Annotated in this window: 19 protein-coding genes; 16 read left to right on the forward strand and 3 right to left on the reverse strand. The window is 52.5% G+C overall.

Annotation, left to right across the window (positions count from 1 at the left end; all coding sequences use genetic code 11):
* The first annotated feature begins 65 nt into the window (after positions 1–65).
* The 5 genes from ACE5KN_RS22170 to ACE5KN_RS22190 all read left to right on the forward strand — a co-directional run bounded on the left by ACE5KN_RS22170 (position 66) and on the right by ACE5KN_RS22190 (position 4,989).
* On the forward strand, positions 66–2,039 hold the full coding sequence (locus tag ACE5KN_RS22170) for a sensor domain-containing diguanylate cyclase (RefSeq protein ID WP_375533155.1): 1,974 nt from the start codon (positions 66–68) through the stop codon (positions 2,037–2,039).
* Positions 2,040–2,184: 145 nt separating this feature from the next.
* The gene (locus ACE5KN_RS22175; protein ID WP_375524129.1) at positions 2,185–3,012 is read left to right on the forward strand and encodes a hypothetical protein; all 828 of its coding nucleotides are present in this window, start codon (positions 2,185–2,187) and stop codon (positions 3,010–3,012) included.
* A 74-nt stretch (positions 3,013–3,086) separates the two neighbouring features.
* On the forward strand, positions 3,087–4,202 hold the full coding sequence (locus ACE5KN_RS22180; RefSeq protein ID WP_375524130.1) for an aminopeptidase: 1,116 nt from the start codon (positions 3,087–3,089) through the stop codon (positions 4,200–4,202).
* 112 nt (positions 4,203–4,314) lie between these two features.
* On the forward strand, positions 4,315–4,560 hold the full coding sequence (locus ACE5KN_RS22185; RefSeq protein ID WP_355319337.1) for an HPr family phosphocarrier protein: 246 nt from the start codon (positions 4,315–4,317) through the stop codon (positions 4,558–4,560).
* 138 nt (positions 4,561–4,698) lie between these two features.
* A complete protein-coding gene (locus ACE5KN_RS22190) occupies positions 4,699–4,989 on the forward strand; it encodes an Fpa/YlaN family protein (protein WP_375353929.1) in 291 nt (96 codons plus the stop codon).
* Between the two features lie 69 nt (positions 4,990–5,058).
* Here the strand turns inward: ACE5KN_RS22190 and cax are convergent, their stop codons facing one another.
* Complete coding sequence (gene cax / locus ACE5KN_RS22195; RefSeq protein WP_375524131.1) at positions 5,059–6,129, reverse strand: calcium/proton exchanger; 1,071 nt, start codon at positions 6,127–6,129, stop codon at positions 5,059–5,061.
* 198 nt (positions 6,130–6,327) lie between these two features.
* Here cax and ACE5KN_RS22200 point away from each other — a divergent pair, with 198 nt between their 5' ends.
* Positions 6,328–6,690, forward strand: a complete 363-nt coding sequence (locus ACE5KN_RS22200; RefSeq protein ID WP_375524132.1) for an Asp23/Gls24 family envelope stress response protein — start codon at positions 6,328–6,330, stop codon at positions 6,688–6,690.
* A 63-nt stretch (positions 6,691–6,753) separates the two neighbouring features.
* On the opposite strand, the gene ftsW is transcribed toward ACE5KN_RS22200, so the two are convergent.
* The gene (gene ftsW / locus ACE5KN_RS22205; RefSeq protein WP_375524133.1) at positions 6,754–8,013 is read right to left on the reverse strand and encodes a putative lipid II flippase FtsW; all 1,260 of its coding nucleotides are present in this window, start codon (positions 8,011–8,013) and stop codon (positions 6,754–6,756) included.
* Positions 8,014–8,323: 310 nt separating this feature from the next.
* Here ftsW and ACE5KN_RS22210 point away from each other — a divergent pair, with 310 nt between their 5' ends.
* The 9 genes from ACE5KN_RS22210 to ACE5KN_RS22250 all read left to right on the forward strand — a co-directional run bounded on the left by ACE5KN_RS22210 (position 8,324) and on the right by ACE5KN_RS22250 (position 17,385).
* Positions 8,324–9,511: a M20 family metallopeptidase gene (locus ACE5KN_RS22210; RefSeq protein ID WP_375524134.1), complete on the forward strand. Its 1,188-nt coding sequence runs from the start codon at positions 8,324–8,326 to the stop codon at positions 9,509–9,511.
* 94 nt (positions 9,512–9,605) lie between these two features.
* On the forward strand, positions 9,606–10,031 hold the full coding sequence (locus tag ACE5KN_RS22215; protein WP_375524135.1) for a CBS domain-containing protein: 426 nt from the start codon (positions 9,606–9,608) through the stop codon (positions 10,029–10,031).
* 129 nt (positions 10,032–10,160) lie between these two features.
* Positions 10,161–11,864, forward strand: a complete 1,704-nt coding sequence (locus ACE5KN_RS22220) for a DNA repair helicase XPB (RefSeq protein WP_375524136.1) — start codon at positions 10,161–10,163, stop codon at positions 11,862–11,864.
* Between the two features lie 7 nt (positions 11,865–11,871).
* On the forward strand, positions 11,872–13,749 hold the full coding sequence (locus tag ACE5KN_RS22225) for a helicase-associated domain-containing protein (RefSeq protein WP_375524137.1): 1,878 nt from the start codon (positions 11,872–11,874) through the stop codon (positions 13,747–13,749).
* 103 nt (positions 13,750–13,852) lie between these two features.
* Positions 13,853–14,290 carry a YlbF/YmcA family competence regulator gene (locus ACE5KN_RS22230; RefSeq protein WP_375524138.1) on the forward strand — a complete coding sequence of 146 codons (438 nt, stop codon included), beginning with the start codon at positions 13,853–13,855 and terminating at the stop codon, positions 14,288–14,290.
* Positions 14,291–14,330: 40 nt separating this feature from the next.
* Complete coding sequence (locus ACE5KN_RS22235; protein ID WP_375524139.1) at positions 14,331–14,591, forward strand: YlbG family protein; 261 nt, start codon at positions 14,331–14,333, stop codon at positions 14,589–14,591.
* Between the two features lie 389 nt (positions 14,592–14,980).
* A complete protein-coding gene (locus ACE5KN_RS22240; RefSeq protein ID WP_375524140.1) occupies positions 14,981–15,418 on the forward strand; it encodes a hypothetical protein in 438 nt (145 codons plus the stop codon).
* A gap of 169 nt (positions 15,419–15,587) precedes the next feature.
* Positions 15,588–16,520: a selenium metabolism-associated LysR family transcriptional regulator gene (locus ACE5KN_RS22245; RefSeq protein ID WP_375524141.1), complete on the forward strand. Its 933-nt coding sequence runs from the start codon at positions 15,588–15,590 to the stop codon at positions 16,518–16,520.
* A gap of 10 nt (positions 16,521–16,530) precedes the next feature.
* Positions 16,531–17,385, forward strand: a complete 855-nt coding sequence (locus ACE5KN_RS22250; RefSeq protein ID WP_375524142.1) for a PHP domain-containing protein — start codon at positions 16,531–16,533, stop codon at positions 17,383–17,385.
* Positions 17,386–17,440: 55 nt separating this feature from the next.
* Here ACE5KN_RS22250 and ACE5KN_RS22255 read toward each other — a convergent pair whose 3' ends face one another.
* Complete coding sequence (locus ACE5KN_RS22255) at positions 17,441–18,421, reverse strand: aldo/keto reductase (protein WP_375524143.1); 981 nt, start codon at positions 18,419–18,421, stop codon at positions 17,441–17,443.
* Between the two features lie 312 nt (positions 18,422–18,733).
* Here ACE5KN_RS22255 and ACE5KN_RS22260 point away from each other — a divergent pair, with 312 nt between their 5' ends.
* Positions 18,734–19,183: a MerR family transcriptional regulator gene (locus ACE5KN_RS22260; RefSeq protein WP_375524144.1), complete on the forward strand. Its 450-nt coding sequence runs from the start codon at positions 18,734–18,736 to the stop codon at positions 19,181–19,183.
* Positions 19,184–19,205: the final 22 nt, after the last annotated feature.

Genomic DNA, 19,205 nt, shown 5'->3' on the forward strand with positions numbered 1-19,205 from the left:
TACATTGATGATCGGATAAACGCAATTTTCATAAGATCAGTAATGCAAAAAGGGCGGTGTCCTTCATGTCAAAGTTCCATATGACGGGTCAGAACGGCAGAGATGGTGATAGCGTTGGCCAATCAAATGTGTTCATGGCACAATACCCGGTAATTATGCCATATCTGAATAACATGGACATAACCTCCTTTGATTTTCCTTATCTTGACGAGCTTTTGTCATATGCGCATGCCAGATGGCTTCAGCAGTGTTCGGGCCTGCTATGGATAAACGCAGTGGAAACGGCGGTGTTCACTCCTTTGGGAACAAGGGTAGGACCGGGGAGGGCAGACGGGGAATGGCCGCTTCTGATCAAGCAGGTATTGGAGACAGGGAAATTACAGCTCTCCGCACCGGATTCCAAGCGCCGTGCTGCCGCCCTGCCGGTATTCAGCAGACATCATGAGGAGATATTTGCGGTGCTGATTTTCACTGCCCATGCCGGCGGGACACTGCCTGAACCTGAGCTGCTTCAAACAACTACCCTTCACTTTCGCTCGTGCTTTTACCAGCAGTTCGAATATCAGCTTTTGCCGACCATGCTGAAAAAAAGAAATCAATCGGACAGGGAAGCGAAGCTGCGCTCCACGATGTTCCAAATCGCCAGGAACATGCATGATAAAACAGATGTGGACGCCCTGCTGGACGAAGTGTTCAGCAGCATTGAAAACTTGTTTCCGAATGTCCGGCTTACCCTGTTTCTGTCTCATGACCGCCGCAGCGGCAATCCCCGGGTAAAGCAGCTCCTGCTTCATCAGGGAGAGGATAATATATGTCTGCGGGCCTTCATGAAGGGAACGCTTGTTGCCAGCTGGAATTTGGACGACGACAACAGCCAACAGGGAGAGGACACGGCAGCATTTGAGTTTGGCATACCTTTACGGGGGAAGCAGGGGATCTACGGTGTTTTTCTCATGGAACTGCCGGCAAACCACAAGTATCCGGAGCAGGAGGAGCTTGACCTTATAACGATGCTGGCGGATACCGCCGGTACGGCGTTTGAAAATGCCAATTTGCTGGAGCAATCCAACATGCTGAACCACGAGCTCAGACTGATCAATGTGCTGGCACAGCGGCTGAACCGAAACCTGCGGCTGGATGATATTTTTACATTCGCGGTGCAGGAGCTGATTAATGTATTCAGTGCCGAGCATTGCTGCATTGTTCAACTGGATGAGGAGAAAAACTGCTTTGAGGTGATGGGCAGCACCCAGGCGCAGTTGAAAGGGAGCATGTTTCCCGTGAATTACGGCTTTTCGAGCATTTTGTACACGACCGGAGAACCGATTATTTTGGCAGATTACATGGAGCGGACTCCTGCAGTCTCGTTTTTTATGGAAGCTACGCTGTCACGGTCTCTTATGGGGGTGCCTCTGACGATTAATGGCAAAGTAAAAGGTTCAATTTTACTCTCCCACCCGAAATCTCATTATTTTTCCTATGATAATTACAAGCTGCTGCAGATGTTTGCACCCCATATCGGCATTGCCATTATGAATGCTTCGCTGCACGCGCAAGTAAAGCAGCTGGCCAATACAGACATGGTGACCGGACTCCACAATCGCCGCTATCTGAATGCGAAAATCATGGATTGTCAAAAGGAGGACTTTTGCGGCTCTCTCATTGTGCTGGATATCGACCACTTCAAGAAAATTAACGATACATACGGTCATCTGAAGGGGGACTCGGTGTTGGAGCATGTAAGCCGCGTTGTGCTCGCTGCAGTGGGCGAAAGAGACATCTGTGCGCGTTGGGGAGGGGAAGAGCTTGCCGTTTATATGCCAGAGGCCGGAATTCAGCAGGCGGTTGAGTGCGCCGAGCTGATCAGGACAAGAGTTTCCGCAGAAATAGAGCCAGCCGTGACGGTGTCATGCGGGATTGCGGCTTGGAGCCGTAACGACGGGGATATCAGTGTTGAAACTCTGTTTAATAAAGCTGACATGGCTCTTTATCGTGCCAAGGCAAGGGGGCGCAACCGGGTGGTAACTGAATGTACATAGCCATGGCGGTTTTGCCTCGATAACTGACATAAACAAAGAAAGGTGATGCTTGTGGGCGTCATCTTTTTCGTTCTCCGATGCATATTTTGGCGCTTATGGAGAGGATACTACGCTGACAGAAATGATAACGGAAGGAGCGTCATGTATGTTCAGAGCAGTGTCCGGAGCGGCTGCCTTCCTGATCTGCTTAACCGCTTTGTACATCACAGGCTGCACATCCATGGACAACGGCCGTACCCCTGAAGAATATTACAGTCTGGTCATGTCAGGCCTTGCGGGCAAAGAAGAGTTTCATTTTAACGGGATGTCGGCGCTGCGCCTGGGGGAAAGCGGTGAATTTCACCAGCAGGTGCATTTTGCGGGCAAGCTCCGCGACCATGACCAGCTTACGGTCAGCATGGTGAATCCCGCAGATGAAGAGATGGAAGCAGCATCAGAGACACAGGCTGAGAGGCCGGGGTTAACCGAGAACTTTTACAGACTCCACGGAGTATGGCGGGACGGAACGGATGCCATGGCGGGAAGGCCGGGCAGGCTAAACCCGGTCAGCCGGCTGGAGGAGCTCGGAAAGCTGGATAAGCAGATCACCCTGGAAAAAGCGGCTCCGCGCGGCACGCGTATGTTCAGGATTGAGGTGGCGGATAAGGATGCGAAGAAATGGCTGGCCGCTGACCTGCAAAAAGAGATGGACGACGTGAACAGGCGATTTCGGCGGCTTGCAGCCAAGCAGCCTGCAGCGGAGCGCAGCAAGCTTAATACCGAACTGGATGCCGCATGGAAAAAAGCGAATGATGAGCTTGGCCGGAGACTGAATACCTCCGAGGTGCGCACGGTATATCATTTGACGGTGGACCGCAGAACTCTTTTGCCGCAGCGGTTGTCCTCAGAGACGAGTATTCTGTATCATGACCTGGCCGGGGGAGTGCAGCATGAGGCGCTAGTGTCGGATACTTTTTTTCAGGACTATAAGTAAAAGCCGTGGCGTGCTACAATAGGTTCTGAATTTACCAGTGTTTAATAAACACGCTGCAGAGGAGAGAAATGCATATGAAAGACCCGCGAATTGTTAAACTGGCTCAGAACCTGGTCGGTTATTCCGTAGACGTTCAACCCGGCGAGAACGTGCTCGTGGAAATGATCGGTTCGGAGAGGGACCTGTTGAACGCTATTATTGAGGAAGTGGGACGGAAAGGCGGCAACGTATTCGTACAGCTGACAGACCGCACGGTACAGCGGGCAATGCTCAAGAACGCGACCCGCAAGCAAATGGAGATTTGGGCGGATATCGACCTGAACCGCATGAAGCAGATGCATTGTTATATCGGCATCCGGGCAGGGGAAAATGTGAATGATCTATCCGATGTGCCTGAAGACAAGATGAAGCTGTACAATTCCGTTTATTCCCATCCGGTACATAGCGAGCAGCGGGTAAAGCACACGAAATGGGTAGTGCTGCGTTATCCGAATGCCAGTATGGCGCAGCTGGCCAACACCAGCACAGAGGCGTTTGAAGATTTTTATTTCGACGTCTGCAATCTGGATTATGCGAAAATGGACCGGGCGCAGGATGCGCTGGCCGACCTGATGAACCGGACCGACAAGGTTCGCATTACGGGACCTGGTACGGACCTTACTTTCTCCATTAAAGGAATCGGCGCCGTCAAATGCTCCGGCCAATGCAATATCCCTGACGGTGAGGTGTATACGGCCCCTGTGCGCGATTCCGTCAACGGAACGATCAGCTATAACACGGCTACACTGTACAACGGCGTTACTTTTGAAAATGTAAAATTCCGTTTTGAAAACGGCAAAATTGTGGAAGCCACCAGCAATAATACGGAGCGCATCAACGAGATTCTGGACTCGGACGAGGGAGCGCGTCACATTGGCGAATTCGCTATAGGCTTTAACCCTTACATCCTGCATCCGATGAAGGATATTCTGTTTGACGAGAAAATCGCGGGCAGCCTGCACTTCACTCCAGGACAGGCATACGAAACGGCAGATAACGGGAACCGCTCCTCCATTCATTGGGACCTGGTGCTGATCCAGCGTCCGGACTACGGTGGCGGAGAAATTTACTTTGACGATGTGCTGATCCGCAAGGACGGGATTTTTGTTCTGCCTGAGCTGGAGGCTCTAAATCCTGAGAACCTGAAGTAAACATAATATGGTTGCTGGGAAAGCGATTTCAATGTATCATGTAGGTGTAATTACTATATATATGAATAAATGAAACTGCATGATCATTTAGTCAAAAGCGGAGGGATTCCTTATGTCCAGTAACAATGCGGCCGTTGTTGAAATTGCTCAGACAGCAGGCAAATTTACTTCATCCATCGTGCTTCATTCCGAGAACAAGTACATTGATGTGAAAAGTATTTTGGGCTTGTTCACTACGCTTGTGGACACCCACAGCTATGAGCTTCATGTCCATGGACCGGATGCCGACGCAGCCAAAGCTGCGATGGCGGAAGTGTTCGCCAAGCATGGTTTGAAAATTACGATCGCTGAAGACTAGTTTTAATCCTCAAAAAAAGCATTCCTGCCTATTCCGGCAGGAATGCTTTTTTTAGCAGGTTCTTGTATTAGCCAGCAATTTCGTCTAATATGAACTGTAGGACGCGTATGTGATTTTTGAGACAGAGGGGGGAAAAATGTGACTTCATCTGATTTACAGGAACAGCTTAATTTGAAAGCAATTACTCTGCTTCAAGAAGATGCGGATAAAATACACAAGCTCATTGAAGTGCAGATGGAAAACCTGGCTACCCGTTACTGTCCTCTCTATGAGGAAGTGTTGGATACTCAAATGTACGGCTTTTCCAAAGAAGTCGATTTTGCCGTCCGTGCCGGACTTCTCCCTGAAATGGTAGGCAAACAGTTGGTAAGCAAGCTGGAACGGAATCTTGCGATGCTCTACGAGGCTATGAATAAAAAGGAAGAGTAACTCCGGCGCGAGCAACTATAGAAGAGGCATGCGGCCATATGGCCGCATGCTTTTTTGGCATCTTTATCATCATACAAGGAAGAACGACACGCCCAGCATGGCGTATACAACAAGCAGCATGAGACCCTCATACCAGTTGGTTGAGCCGTCCTGGGTGATTGATTTGGCGATGAATACCGAAACGGCGATGGCCACGAGCTCGATGGTAGAGAAGACGATATCCATCGTATCCCCTGTAAAATAACTTACAAAAATCAGCACAGGCGCGACAAAGAGGGCGATCTGAAGGCTGCTGCCAACCGCAATTTCCACGGAAGCGCCGATTTTGTTCTTCATGGCCAGCATGATAGCGGCGCTGTGTTCGGCGGCGTTGCCGATAATGGCAACCAGGAATGCGCCCACAAACAGCTCGCTCAGTCCAAACCGGGTTGTAAAGACCTCCAGCGTATCAACCAGCCATTCGCTGACAAAGGCGACCATGACGGTAGCCAGCACCAGATACAGAATGGATCTGCCCCTGGACCAGGCCGGCTCATGCTCATGGGCGAGCTGCTGATCCTCATTATCCGTTACATCAGATAGGTAATCCTTATGCGTAATCATGGAGAACAGCAGCCAGGCCAAATAGGCGAGAATGAGAATGCCTGCCACAACCAGACTGAGGGTATCGGCTTCCCCTTCTGTAATGGAGTGTGTGTTCAGAAATACAGCCGGTACAAATAAGGAGATAACCGCTACAATCATCAGTGATCCGCTCAGGCCGGCGAGCGAAACATTATAATTTTGCACTTTATACTTCATGCCGCCGGCAAAGAGGCTGGCTCCCAGCACGAGCAGCAGGTTGCCGATAATGGAGCCGGTCAAGCTGGCTTTAACCATATCGTAAAGGCCTTCTTTAATCAGAAAGATCGCAATGATCAATTCTGCGGCATTGCCGAAAGTGGCATTCAGGAAGCCACCCAGACGCTGTCCGGCATAATGGGCTACGCTTTCGGTCGCACGTCCGAGGAAGCCGGCTACAAAAATGACGGCTATGGCTGCAATAACGAACTGAAGGATCGGATTCCAGTGCGCATAATGCGCGATTGCCGCCAGCAAAAAGGCGATAATCAGCAGTGCGGGAGATAACCACTTTTTCATTGTAACTTTCCACCTCATTGATGTATGTATTTTGTTGGATCAGGTATGATGAATAAAAGCATGCCTTATGAATATACCCAGAATGACATACTTTGTAAACGGAATTCATTGTTTGACGACAATCCTCCAAAGTCCGGTTTGCATTTGTGGGGGGGAACGATTTACAATACGGTTAAGGAAGCAAAGGGGGATATTGGTATGGCAGAACAGCTGGAATTGGAAATGGGCAATATTCGAATCTCCAATGACGTCGTATCGAAAATTGCCGGCATGGCGGCATTGGAAACACCTGGCATCGCAGCGATGTCCGGAGGTTTGTCCGAGGGCTGGGCTAAGAGGCTTAGCGGGAAAAATGTGCAAAAAGGCGTGACGGTGGAAGTCGGACAGCTGGAAGCCGCCATTGACCTGCGTATTATTGTTCTGTATGAAACACCAATCCAGGAAGTATCCCGGATGCTTCAGCAGAACGTAAGGGAAGCCGTCGAAAGCATGACAGGCCTGCGTGTTGTAGAGGTTAACGTCAAGGTTGAGGGCGTGGCCTTCAAGGATGACGAGATGTAAAACAGTTTTAGATGGAAAAAGACTGGCGGATTGATATCTCCGCCAGTCTTTTTTGCCTTGTATCTAGTTTTGTCTGAAACGGTTCATCCTCCGGTTTTCGAAGCGGGTAGGAGCGCTGGTACGGATGGCAACCTCCTTGGTGCGTTCCTGGATAACCTGCCTGGAATTTTCGCGTGAAATACTCAGCATGATCCCCATGGACAGCATCATCACAAGCAGGGAGGAGCCGCCGTAGCTGATAAACGGCAAGGTTACCCCGGTCATCGGGATGGTCTGCGTCACTCCCCCGATATTAATAAATGCCTGGATGGCAATAAGCCCCATAATCCCCGTTCCCACCAACGTTCCGAACGGATCCTGGCACCTCAAGGCAATCAGCACTCCCCTCCAGATAAAGTACAGATAGAGGAGAAGGAACAGGCCTGTGCCGATAAAGCCGAATTCCTCGCCGATGACGGAAAAGATAAAGTCGTTAAACGAGTTTGGCAAATAGTGAAGCTTCATAATGCCTTGTCCAAAACCTGTGCCTGCAACTCCCCCGTCACCGATGGCGCGCAAGGATTGCAGCAGGTTATAACCGGAGCCCTGCGGGTCTTTCTTGGGATCAAGAAAGGCCTCGACACGTCCCACCCGGTAATCCTTTTTATCCGTAACTGCGTTGGAGTCAGCGGATATGGAGTCCAGCAGTGAGCCGACGCCGAATACGATCGATGCAGCCACAACCAGCAGCAGCAGCGAGCCGGTAATGTGCTTCAGGCTGGCGCCGCCGGCATAAATGATTAGACCGCTTGTAGCTACAAGGATGAGGCAGGAGCCCAAGTCAGGCTGAAGCATGACAAGACCCGCCACGAATCCGACAATTACGGTGACCGGCAGAAAACCTGTCTTGAGATCCCGGAATTTCTCTCCCTTTTTGGCGATCAGTGCGGAAAGATACAGAATAATTGTGATTTTGGCGAACTCTGTCGGTTGGATGCCGAATGCGCCTGCATTAAACCAGCTTCTCGCTCCGTTCAGTCTGCCTGCAAACAGGACCAGGATGAGCAGGATTATCGTAAAGATAAACATCGGTTTAAACAGCTTTTTATATTTCTCCATCCGGATATTCATCGCAACGAACATCACGAAGGTGCCAAGCACGGCAAATGCGGCCTGCCGCTTGGTCAAATAAAACGGGTCGTTGTTCATGCCGTCATTCATAAGTGCAACGCTGTAGCTTGAACTGTAAATCATAACCACTCCGAATCCGACCAAAAGCAGCGTCAGAATGAGCAGCTGAAAATCCGGTGTGCCTCTTCGACGCTCCGGCTTCTTATCTTTCATATCCCGTTCCCCTTGATTTCGCCTATCAAGCTTCAGGCTTCAGGCGTTCATTTGGTATAGTCTGAAGATATTAGAAAGTATAAACTTCCTGGAATAATCCTCCTAATATCGCAAGGAAAACCGCCACTAAACGCGGTCTGTCTTCTTTGAATGTACGTCGATAGACGTTTTTCGTATAGTTTCCATCATAGTATGTTTGTCTGCCTTCTGCAACCCAAACAAGGCAGTTATATACCGTAAAGCATACTGATCTGCTACAATGAAAAGATAGAGTTGAATTACCAGATCGGCATGAAAGGAGAAGTAACGGATGAATGAAGAGTTATGGATGAAGGAACTGCAGGAGCAGATGGTACAATGGCGGCGCCACCTTCACATGAACCCGGAAATTTCCTTTCAGGAAAGCGGCACGGCAACGTTTGTAGCCAACAAGCTAAAACAATGGGATATTGAAGTCAGGGAAAACGTGGGAGGCCACGGCGTCATCGGAACGATCCGCGGCACCCGGCCGGGACCTGTCGTCATGCTGCGTGCGGATATGGATGCTCTGCCGATTGAAGATGAGAAGGACTGCGAGTATCGTTCCACCGTCAAAGGGGCAATGCATGCCTGCGGGCATGACGGGCATACCTCGATGCTGCTCGGCACGGCTGCGTATTTCAGCCGCCACCGGGATAGCATTAAAGGGGAAGTCCGCTTTCTGTTTCAGCCAGCGGAGGAGCTGCTTCCCGGCGGAGCGGTCAGTGTAATCCGTGAAGGCGCACTGGAAGGGGTCGACGTGATCTACGGCATCCATCTGTGGACACCGCTGCCCTCCGGGACAGCAGCCAGCTGTGCGGGTGCCATGATGGCCGCTGCCGATGACTTTTATATCGAGCTGACGGGAAAAGGTGGCCATGGCGGCATGCCGCAGGCGACTATTGACAGTGTGGTTGCCGGATCCGCTCTCGTCATGCAGCTGCAGAGCGTGGTAAGCCGCTCCGTTGATCCGCTTCAGCCTGCCGTTCTGACCGTAGGTACGATTCATGGCGGCTCTGCGCAGAACGTGATCGCCGAAACGTGCAAGCTCAGCGGAACGGTGCGCACATTTGATGAGCACAGCCGCTCCGTTATGAAGGAAAGGCTGCATACCATCACGGAGCAGACCGCTGCAGCCTATGGAACAACCGCTTCCGTCCGGTACATTATGGGTTACCCGCCGGTGGTGAACGATGCGGAGGAAGCGGGGCGTTTCTTCAGGGAAGCGGCGTCCGTGTTCGGCGCTTCCGGTGTGCAGGAGTCACCCAAGCTGATGCCTGCCGAGGATTTTGCATATTACCTGCAGCAGGTGCCCGGCTGTTTTATGTTCGTCGGAGCGGGCAATCCGGAGAAAGGGGCCATCTATCCGCATCATCATCCGAAGTTTGATTTTGACGAGGATGTCATGCTGAACGGCGTGAAGCTGTTCATCCGTATGAGTGAAGCATACGCCGGGGAGCATTCTGCACACAAGGCATAAAGCTGCTGGCGCATGCTCCGTTAAAGTCGCCTAACGTCCAGCGAATGTGTCATCAAAATTTGGGCACCCTACTGTTCGAAAGGAGGATGTTCCCATGAAAACCATTCAGGATGTAATGACCAAGGATTGTGTGACGGTATCCCCTCAGGACCCGCTCCACGAGGCAGCCATGAAAATGAGACAGAATGATACCGGCTTTATTCCCGTGATTGAGCAGGGCTCCCGCAAGCTGGTTGGGGTGCTGACCGACCGGGACTTGACCGTGCGCGGGTATGCCAACAACCATCCTGGCACAACTCCGGTGGATCAGGTGATGAGTAAGGATATCCGCACCATCTCCCCGGAGAAGGATGTGCATGAGGCCGCCCACATTATGGCTGATGAGCTTATCCGCCGCCTCCCTGTCGTTGAAAATGGCAATCTGGTCGGCGTGGTGTCAATCGGTGACCTCGCTGTACGCGATATTTTCGTCGATAACGCGGGGGAGGCGTTAAGCCGTATCTCGGAGCACGTTCACTAGCTCGCCTAAGTTACCAATGGCTGACATGGAGTTCAATCCCGCGGGATTGGGCTTCTTGTCTTAAAAGAGACTTTTTTGGGGAGTATTTACATAACAAGCAAGTGGAGAATCAGAGAGAAGGGGACTGACATGAAAGAGGACAAGCCTTGTATTGTACAGCGTGACGGTTCGGTGCTTCTGGCTGCCGATTCCCCCGCAGCGGAGCTGGCCCGGTCCGAGCTGCAGCACTTTGCCGAGCTCGTCAAAAGTCCGGCCGCGTTTCATACTTACCGGATCACCTCGCTTTCCCTCTGGCATGCCGCAGCGCTGGGCTGGACTGCGGAACGGATCGTAGGCACGCTTCAGGGCCTGTCCAAATGGGATGTTCCTGCAGCCGTTGCCGATAACATCCGGAAGGTTGCGACCCGGTACGGAAAGCTGCGGCTGGAGCAGAACGCGGGGGATGGGCTGAAGCTGGCGTCAGAGGATGAAGGGCTGCTCAATGAGCTGCTCGCTTTGAACGAGATGGGAAAGTACGGGCTGAAGAGAATTGACAGGCATACCGTTTACGTTCCGGCGATCGGACGGGGGATACTGAAGCAGGAGCTGACTCGCCTTGGATATCCGGTGATTGATGTGGCCGGGTTCCACCAGGGGAGCGGGCTGTCTTTCTCGCTAATGGGACGCAAGGGCAGGCTTGAGCTCAGGGATTATCAGACGGACGCGGTCCAAGCCTTTGAGGGAAATGACGGCATGGGCGGCAGCGGCGTGCTGGTGCTTCCCTGCGGGGCCGGCAAAACGGTGATCGGCATGGCGGTCATGGAGCGGCTGCAGTGCGAGGTGCTTATTTTGACATCCAATACAACATCTGTGCGGCAGTGGATTGAGGAGCTGAAGAGCAAGACAGACATTCCGGAGAGCTGTATCGGCGAATATTCCGGCCAAAAAAAACAGGTTCGGCCCGTGACCGCTGCCACTTACCAGATTCTGACCCACCGCCGCTCCAAAGAGGGCGAGTTCGAGCATATGAAGCTGCTTAGTGAACGCAATTGGGGGTTGATCGTTTATGACGAGGTGCATCTGCTTCCTGCCCCAGTGTTCAGGGCGACGGCGGACATCCAGGCTACACGGCGGCTGGGACTGACCGCCACATTGGTAAGAGAGGACGGAGCGGAGCAGGACGTCTTTTCCCTGATCGGCCCCAAACGTTATGAAATGCCCTGGAAGGTGCTGGAGCAGCAAGGCTGGATCGCCAAGGTAGAGTGCGTGGAAATGCGCATTCCCATGACCGGGCCGCTGAGGGAAAAATACAGCCTCGCCGAAGGCAAGCAGCGCTACAGACTGGCTGCGGAGAACCCCGCCAAGCTGGAGGCTGTCCGGAGTCTGCTGCGCCGGCACGAAGGCAAGCCCACGTTGGTCATCGGACAGTATTTGGACCAGCTGCGCCATGTGGCCCGGGAGCTGGAGGCGCCGCTCATTACGGGTAGCATGCCGCAAAGCGAAAGAGTGCGCTTATTTGAAGCTTTTCGCCGGGGAGAGTTCAGCACTATTATCGTATCCAAAGTGGCCAATTTTGCGGTGGACCTGCCGGATGCGGCTGTCGCGGTCGAAATATCGGGCAGCTTCGGCTCCCGGCAGGAGGAGGCCCAGCGGCTTGGCCGGATTTTGCGGCCCAAGCAGGGGGAGAACAGGGCATTTTTCTATACCCTTGTAACGGAGAACAGCAAGGAAACGGAATTTGCCGCCAAACGGCAAATGTTCCTCATTGAGCAGGGATATGAATACCGCCTGATTGGAACAGATCGGATACCAGAGCTTGCGGAAACGGATGAGCCTGTAAAAAGGGAGGCATGATGGCTTAATGGTGTCAAAGGAAGCGGAGGAAAAGCTGTTCGGATTAACACCGGAGGAAAAGCTGCTGCTGAAACATTGCTTCATCCGTCATGCCGGACAGCCGATGGAGGAAGAAGCGCCCGCACGCCTGCTAACAGGCAGGCTGAGCGGAGCCGAATGCAGAATTGCAGTGCTGGGGCTCCGCCGGAAGGGCTGGCTGGATGCCGTCGTGAAAACGTGGGGGGAACGGCTGCTGTTCATCCCTGCGGACAGGCTGCCTGAGCTGTACAGGCTTCTGCTCACGGAGAAGGTCATGCCGGATGGGGGCAGGCAGCCGGAAAAGCTGCTTGAGGCTGGGGAAGGAATGGAAGCCCGTCTGCTGCACGCGCTCGCCTGGATCGCCAGAAACGGCCTGCCGCTGACCTCCAAAGGCACGGTTCATAAAAGGGCTTTGAGCAAAATGAACGAATTATCGCCGTTCAAGGAAAGCTCGTTGCAGGAATTGGGGCTGCAGTATGCACACAGTGATATTTATTCACTGCCGGCTGCCGTGCTGCTTGATCTGCTGCTCAGCCTCGGATTGCTGGTGAAGGACACATCAGCATATAGCATTCATACGCCTGCCCTCTTCTCATGGATCAGGCTGCCCCAGGCACAAATGAGCCGCTGGATGCTGCTGACCGTCATGGAGCGTTACGGCAGGCCGCATCCTGCCGCACAGCATGTGCGCGGCCTTCTGGGCTTGGCGGGGAGCCGGGCGGAAGAGTGGCTGGCCGTGGATCCGCTGCTGGAGCTGCTGCAGCAGGCTGGGGCTGCCGACGACCTTGATCTGAAGGAGGAGGCGGATCAATGGCTGACAGTGCTGGCGGAATTCGGCCTGGCGGACAAAGGCATGGCCGACGACGGCTCGCTGTACATCCGCTGGAGGGTTCCGGCCGCAGAGATGCTGAAGCCGGATTTCTCGCCTGCCGAGCCGGAGCAGAACGGTTTTTATGTACAGCCGGATTTCGAAATCATTGTTCCGCCGGAATGCGGCTTCGAGGTCCGCTGGCTGCTGGAATGCTGTGCCGAGCAGACGAGCGCGGGCCGGATGTCCTTGTACCGGCTCAGCCGTGAGAGCATCACGGAGGCGGTGGAGTCGGGCATGGAGCTGCCGGCACTGGAGGAATTTCTAACGGCCAATTCCTTCACAGGCTTGCCGGACAACGTTCTGCATGCTCTCCGGCAGTGGGCTGGCGGGACCGCCCGCACCACTTTCTCGGCTGTCACACTGCTGCGCTGCCGCAGCCGGGAGGATGCGGATACCGCTGCAGGCGCCCCCCGGCTCAGTGGACTTCTGGAGCGGCTGGGCGAGCTTGATTTTATCATTGCGCCCGGTGAGGAGGAGCGTGTCCGCAAGGCGCTGGCCGCCATCGGGCTTACGCCGCGCAAAGGGACGGAAGGAAGCGGCAGCGCCGCTCCTTCTTTTCCTCTGCCTTCGCAGGAAGCTTCCGTGGCATCTGCCGAACCAGGGCAAGCCGATTTTTATGTGGAAGGACGGCCCGGGCTTGTGTATACAGGGAAAACCTTGCATTTTTATGACAAGGACGCAGAGGTGCCTTCACCTGAATCCTTTTTTCCCGGCAGGTCATCCGTTCCTACTTCATGGACTTCCCAGCTTCGTTCCTATCATCCCTCCACAGCCAGGAAGATTATGGAACAGGCGGTTGAATGGCAGACGGCGGTCGTGCTGCGCAGCGGTGATCAAGATATAGAGTTGTTGCCGGAAGCGGTCAGCGGCGGAGCAGAGTGGCAGGTTACGGGCTGGTTCCGCAGCCCAGAGGGAACAGAGCCGCAGGCCAAAACCGTGCTGAAACCGTCCGACTGGAGGGAAATGCGGCTGCTGCTGCCCATTTCGCTTGGGTAAACCGAGTGCGCTTTTGCCAAAACCGCTTCTTTCCCGACGCATGATGTGCTATGATGAATTAGTCTACCTTGCGTAAAATTTAAAAGAAGCGAGATGAATATTCATGGACGTAGCCGAGCTGAACACGGTTAACATGGCTGAAGTGCTGATATACGCCTATGAATTAGGCGACATGATCAACGAGTCCGCCGAAGTGTCGGACTATCTATATTGGAAGCAGCGTGTGGCGGAAAACCCTGAAATTGCGGAGTTGGTCCGCAGGCTGGAAGCCAAGAAGGAGCTGTTCGAGGAAACAAAGCGTTTCGGACATTTTCATCCGAATTATCATGCAGCCAAGGAAGAGGTAGAGGCTGTGGAGGCGCAGATGGAGCAGTTTGAAGAGGTACGCCGTTTCAAGCAGGCAGAGAAAGCGCTGGACGATCTGCTGCACGAAATGTCGGAAACGATTGCCTACTCTGTTTCCGACAGCATCAAAGTACCGAGCAATGATCCGCTGCCTACAGGCGGATGCGGAAGCGGCGGCAAATGCTCCTGCGGCTGACCTGCCGGGCCTGCTGCTTGATGGAAAAGGGGGATAAAGCATGTTTGCCGAACGGACAGGTTATATCATCTGGGTATCGGATGTAAAGGCTGCGCGCAATCTGGAGAAGTATGGAAGCGTACACTATATTTCCAAGCGTCTTCAATATGTCGTCATGTATATGGACGCACACCGTGCGGAAGATACGATAAAAAACATCCGCAGGCTTCCATATGTACGTAAAATTGAGCGTTCCTTCAGGAATGAAATCAAGACAGAGTACTCCAAAAGCCAGGATAAAACGAATTTTTACGGGATGTAGGACAGGCGGTTCTTCTCTCAGACATAAAAACGATCAAAAAAAAACAGCCCCAGGGCTGTTTTTTTGATTGAAGAAAGTATAAGTTTTCAGCGGAGCTGAAGCTTTTCTTTAATCGCAAGAATAACTTCCGCCAACGCGATCTGTTCTTTTTGAAGGTTCGTTGCCAGACGTTTTTCTTATTTTAGCTGATAAGTCTTTACCAGCGTGTGTCAGCTTTGCCCCTGGGAGGAAAGCAGGGTATACTAGGTCTATAAGTATATGCGGTATGAACGCTTGAGCTGATGTTTTGAGTAACGGTTCCGCATTCAGAGCTTGTAGTACCGGGACTATTGATGTAATATATTGGATATATTTAGATAGTAAGACCTATCTACCGGGAGTGATACCCCATGCGGGATAAAGCGATGCAGCGTTGGAGCACCTATGAGCCTTTCTATGTAACTTTAGGCGACAAGAGAGTAGCCGACATTGTCGTAACGAATCATGCCAAAATACGTTATAGTGATCGCGTGGAGAACAAGGAAACCGGTACGGATCGGATTGCCTCGTGGCTGTGGGAATGTCTTAAGCAGAACAGAATGACTTCCTACTACCGCAACGAACAGGATGTCTATCTTATCGATAAAGACATCGTTGTCGTCGCCGAATTTGGCGAGCTGCCCGGGGAAATGGATATTACAGGAAAGCCATTGCATAAAATGATTATTGTAACTTTTCTTGGACGCATGTCTGAGACGATCGAGCTTAGAGATTTGAAATCCTATTATTCATGGCTGCGTCACTCGCGGCGCATGGCCTTGATCAAGAACAGCCGCAAGCGGAGATGAATCCGCCCCAGTGTTAAACGACCAGAGCATGCAGACGACTGCACGCTCTTTTTGTGTTTCAGGGAATTAACCGGTGTATGCTGCAGAGGTTTTCGCCACTTTTGAAGGATGCTTTGTGGGCAGAACGTGATTCGGTTAAAATAGGAGTACAGGAAAGGAGCGGAATCGATTGAACTTTCACCAGCTTCATATTTTTTACACCGTAGCGGAAAGAGGCAGCTTCTCCGCCGCTGCTCAAGCCTTGCATATGACCCAGCCTGCCGTCACGATGCAGATTCAGTCCCTGGAGGATTATTTCGGCGCCAAGCTGCTGAACCGTTCCACCAAAAAGATCGAGCTGTCCGAAGCGGGAAAAGCGCTGCTGCCGTACGCCAAAAGGAGCATAGACCTTGTCCGTGAAGCGGATCAGTCCATGTCCTCCTTTACCCACATGCTGGAAGGCAGACTGCAGCTGGGGGCCAGCCTCACGATCGGCGAATCTGTGCTGCCGCGGCTGCTGGGCCCGTTCGGACGGGAGTTTCCCCACATCCGGGTGATGATGAAGGTAATGAATACTGCTCAGATCATGGATGAAATTCTGAAGAACCAGCTGAGCTTCGGATTGATTGAAGGGCCGGTGCAGCATGCCGATATCGCGGTGGAGCCTGTCATGCAGGATGAGCTGAAGCTCATCGTGCCTGCAGGCCATCCGCTGGCGAAGCAGCGGAACGTTAAAATGAAGGATGCGCTCGCCTATCCCTTCGTACTGCGTGAGCAGGGCTCCGGCACGCGTCAGGTGATGGAGGAGGAGCTGATGCGCAAAAATTTCGATCTCTCCAGGCTCGATGCCATAATGGAGCTCGGCAGTACCGGAGCAGTGAAATCAGCGGTCGAGGAAGGGCTGGGCATTACGATGCTGTCTCCTTCTTCCGTCAAGCATGAGGTTGCCCTCGGTCTGCTCAAGATTGTGGACATTGAAGATGTTTCCTTCAAGCGTCCGTTTTATGCCATTCATTTAAAATCTTCTCTGCTTCCCATACCGGCGGTCACCTTCCTGACTTATCTGCGCCGCCAGCAGCCGGATCAGGGGAGCGGGGCACAGGACAAGGAACAGACACACTGAGGAGGCGTAAATGATGGAAGGTCAAGGTTTATGCGATTTGCATACACACACTACAGCTTCGGACGGCATGTTATCTCCGGCCGAAAACGTCAGGCTTGCCAAGGAAAAGAGGATGGCCGCCTTGGCCATCACCGATCATGACACTGTTGCAGGCATCCCGGAAGCCCTTGAGGCCGGGCGGAAGTACGGAATCACAGTTGTTCCCGGAATTGAAATCAGCACCCGTATGAAAGGAAAGGATATTCATGTGCTCGGTTATTATGTCAATTACGAGGATTCTGTGTTTCTGGAGCGTCTCGAAGGGCTGCGCCGGACTCGGGATGAGCGCAATGGGCTGATCATTGCCAGGCTGAACGAACTGGGGATTCCAATCACGATGGAAGAGGTCAGGAACCGGCTGGGCAGGGCGCTGGAGCCTGACGAGACGCTGGGACGCCCGCATATTGCCGATGTGCTGGTGGCCAAGGGTTTTGCCGCCGATCTCAGGGACGCCTTTGACAAATATCTGGCGGAAGGAGCTGCCGCCTACGTCTCCGTTCCCCGCCTTTCCCCCGGGGAGGCCTGCCGGTGGATCCGGGAGGCTGGGGGTGTGCCAGTATTGGCCCATCCCGGATTATATGGAGACGACGAGCTGGTCCGCTCCATTATCGAGCAGGATAAGCCGGCCGGATTGGAAGTGAGCCATTCCGATCACGATGCAGCTGCCGAAGCGAAATACCGGACCATGGCGGAGAGCTATGGGCTCATCCCCACAGGCGGCTCCGATTTCCACGGTGTGCGGCAGGGCGTAGTCTTTCACGGAGAACTGGGCGGACGTACAGTCGGCATCAAAACACTTAACCTGCTGCAGGCTGCGAAAAAATAACTTCACCTATACCTAACTCAAATAGTCATGCTTCGTTCATCCCGCAAATGTTGTTTTACCAGGCGTAGGCTTCCGGCGCTGCTCCCCCCGGTCCAGGGAAAATGCGGTCCAGCTCATCCAGCGTAGCCTGGTCGAGCTGGATGTCTACAGCGCGCAGCGTGTTCTCCAACTGGTCGATCGTTCTTGGCCCGATAATCGGAGCTGTAACAGCCGGGTTGGAGAGCAGCCAGGCCAAAGCTACGTTAGCCTGCGATTCGCCGAGCTCATCGCACAGCTTGGTGTACTGCTCCAGTTGCTGGCGGTGACGTTCGATGCTAGCTTTGCCCTGGCTTGTGCGTGTACCCTTCTCGGCGTTCAGCGCGCTTCCGCCGAGAAGCCCGCCGGCTAGTGGGCTCCATACAACTACACCCAAACCGTAGTCCAGGGCTGCCGGAAGTACCTCAAGCTCCGCATTACGGTTCACCAGATTGTAATGATGCTGCTCGCTGACGAGACCCATAAAATTGCGTTTCTCTGCGGCTGACTGAACTTTCGCTAAATGCCAGCCAGCAAAGTTGCTGGAGCCAATATAATCGACTTTGCCTTGGTCCACCATCGCTTCGAATCCTCCCCACAGTTCTTCCCATGACGTTCTGCGGTCGATGTGGTGCATCTGGTAAAGCTCGATATGATCCGTTTGCAGACGGCGCAGGGAGCCTTCAAGGTGACGGCGGATTTTGTACAGGGACAAACCGGCTTCATCGTTTGGCCCATCGTTGGCATCGTTCATTTGGCCGTAAACCTTGGTTGCGAGCACGACCTTTTCCCGGCGTCCGCCGCCTTGGGCGAACCATTTGCCGATAATTGTTTCTGTCAGGCCGGCATTTTCCCCCCAGCCGTACACGTTTGCCGTATCAAAAAAAGTAATGCCTGCATCCAGCGCTGCATCCATGATGCGGAAAGCATCCTTCTCATCCGTAGCTACGCCAAAATTCATCGTTCCGAGACACAAGCTGCTGACCTTCATTCCTGTTTTGCCCAAGTAAGTATATTTCACGACCCAACACACCTCTCCTTATTTGATTGATTGGACCTCGGTGAGAACTACAATTCATACCTTACAGCATTCGTGCTACACGAAGGCAAGTGTTTTTATCAAATAAAATTGAATTACGCTGCGAATCAGGTTTGCAAGACCTTTGCCATCGCTGTTGAACCCTTCCGAAAGAAAGGAAAATTGTACTTTATTGCAATTGTCATTTTCTTGTGTTAACAATAAATCAACTGTGCTTATTCCCTGATGCCCTCAGGGTTATTCGCTTACACTTTCAATGCAAGTCAAAATAGTTTTGGACGAGGAGGGTATGTTATGTACACGGTAAAAGAAGTGGCTCAAATGCTTGACTTAAGCGAGCATGCGGTTCGCTATTACACGGATAAGGAATTAGTACCGAGTATAATCCGGGACGCCAATAACAACCGTCTATTCAATGAGGAATCCGTCAATTGGCTTATCGGTGTGAAGATAATGAAACAATGCGGGATGTCGATCGAAGATATTAAAAACTATGCGGATCTTTGCATCAAAGGAGATTCTACTATTCAGGAACGCTATGAGATTATAATGAGACAAAGAGAACGCGCCCTTCTTCAATTGCAGGAAGCCCAAAATACAGTTGATTATTTGGAAGCCAAATCCAATCATTACCTTAACATTATTGAGGGCGTTATTAACGACAGCGCCAACCCTGCTAAGTGGCCACGAAACTCTGAACTACATGAAGTTTGGAACGGATTCAAGAAGGTTGGCGCCAACTAACGTCGGGTTGTCTTTGCAGGAA

The sequence above is a fragment of the Paenibacillus terreus genome, from assembly GCF_042138595.1.
GTDB lineage: Bacteria > Bacillota > Bacilli > Paenibacillales > Paenibacillaceae > Paenibacillus > Paenibacillus terreus.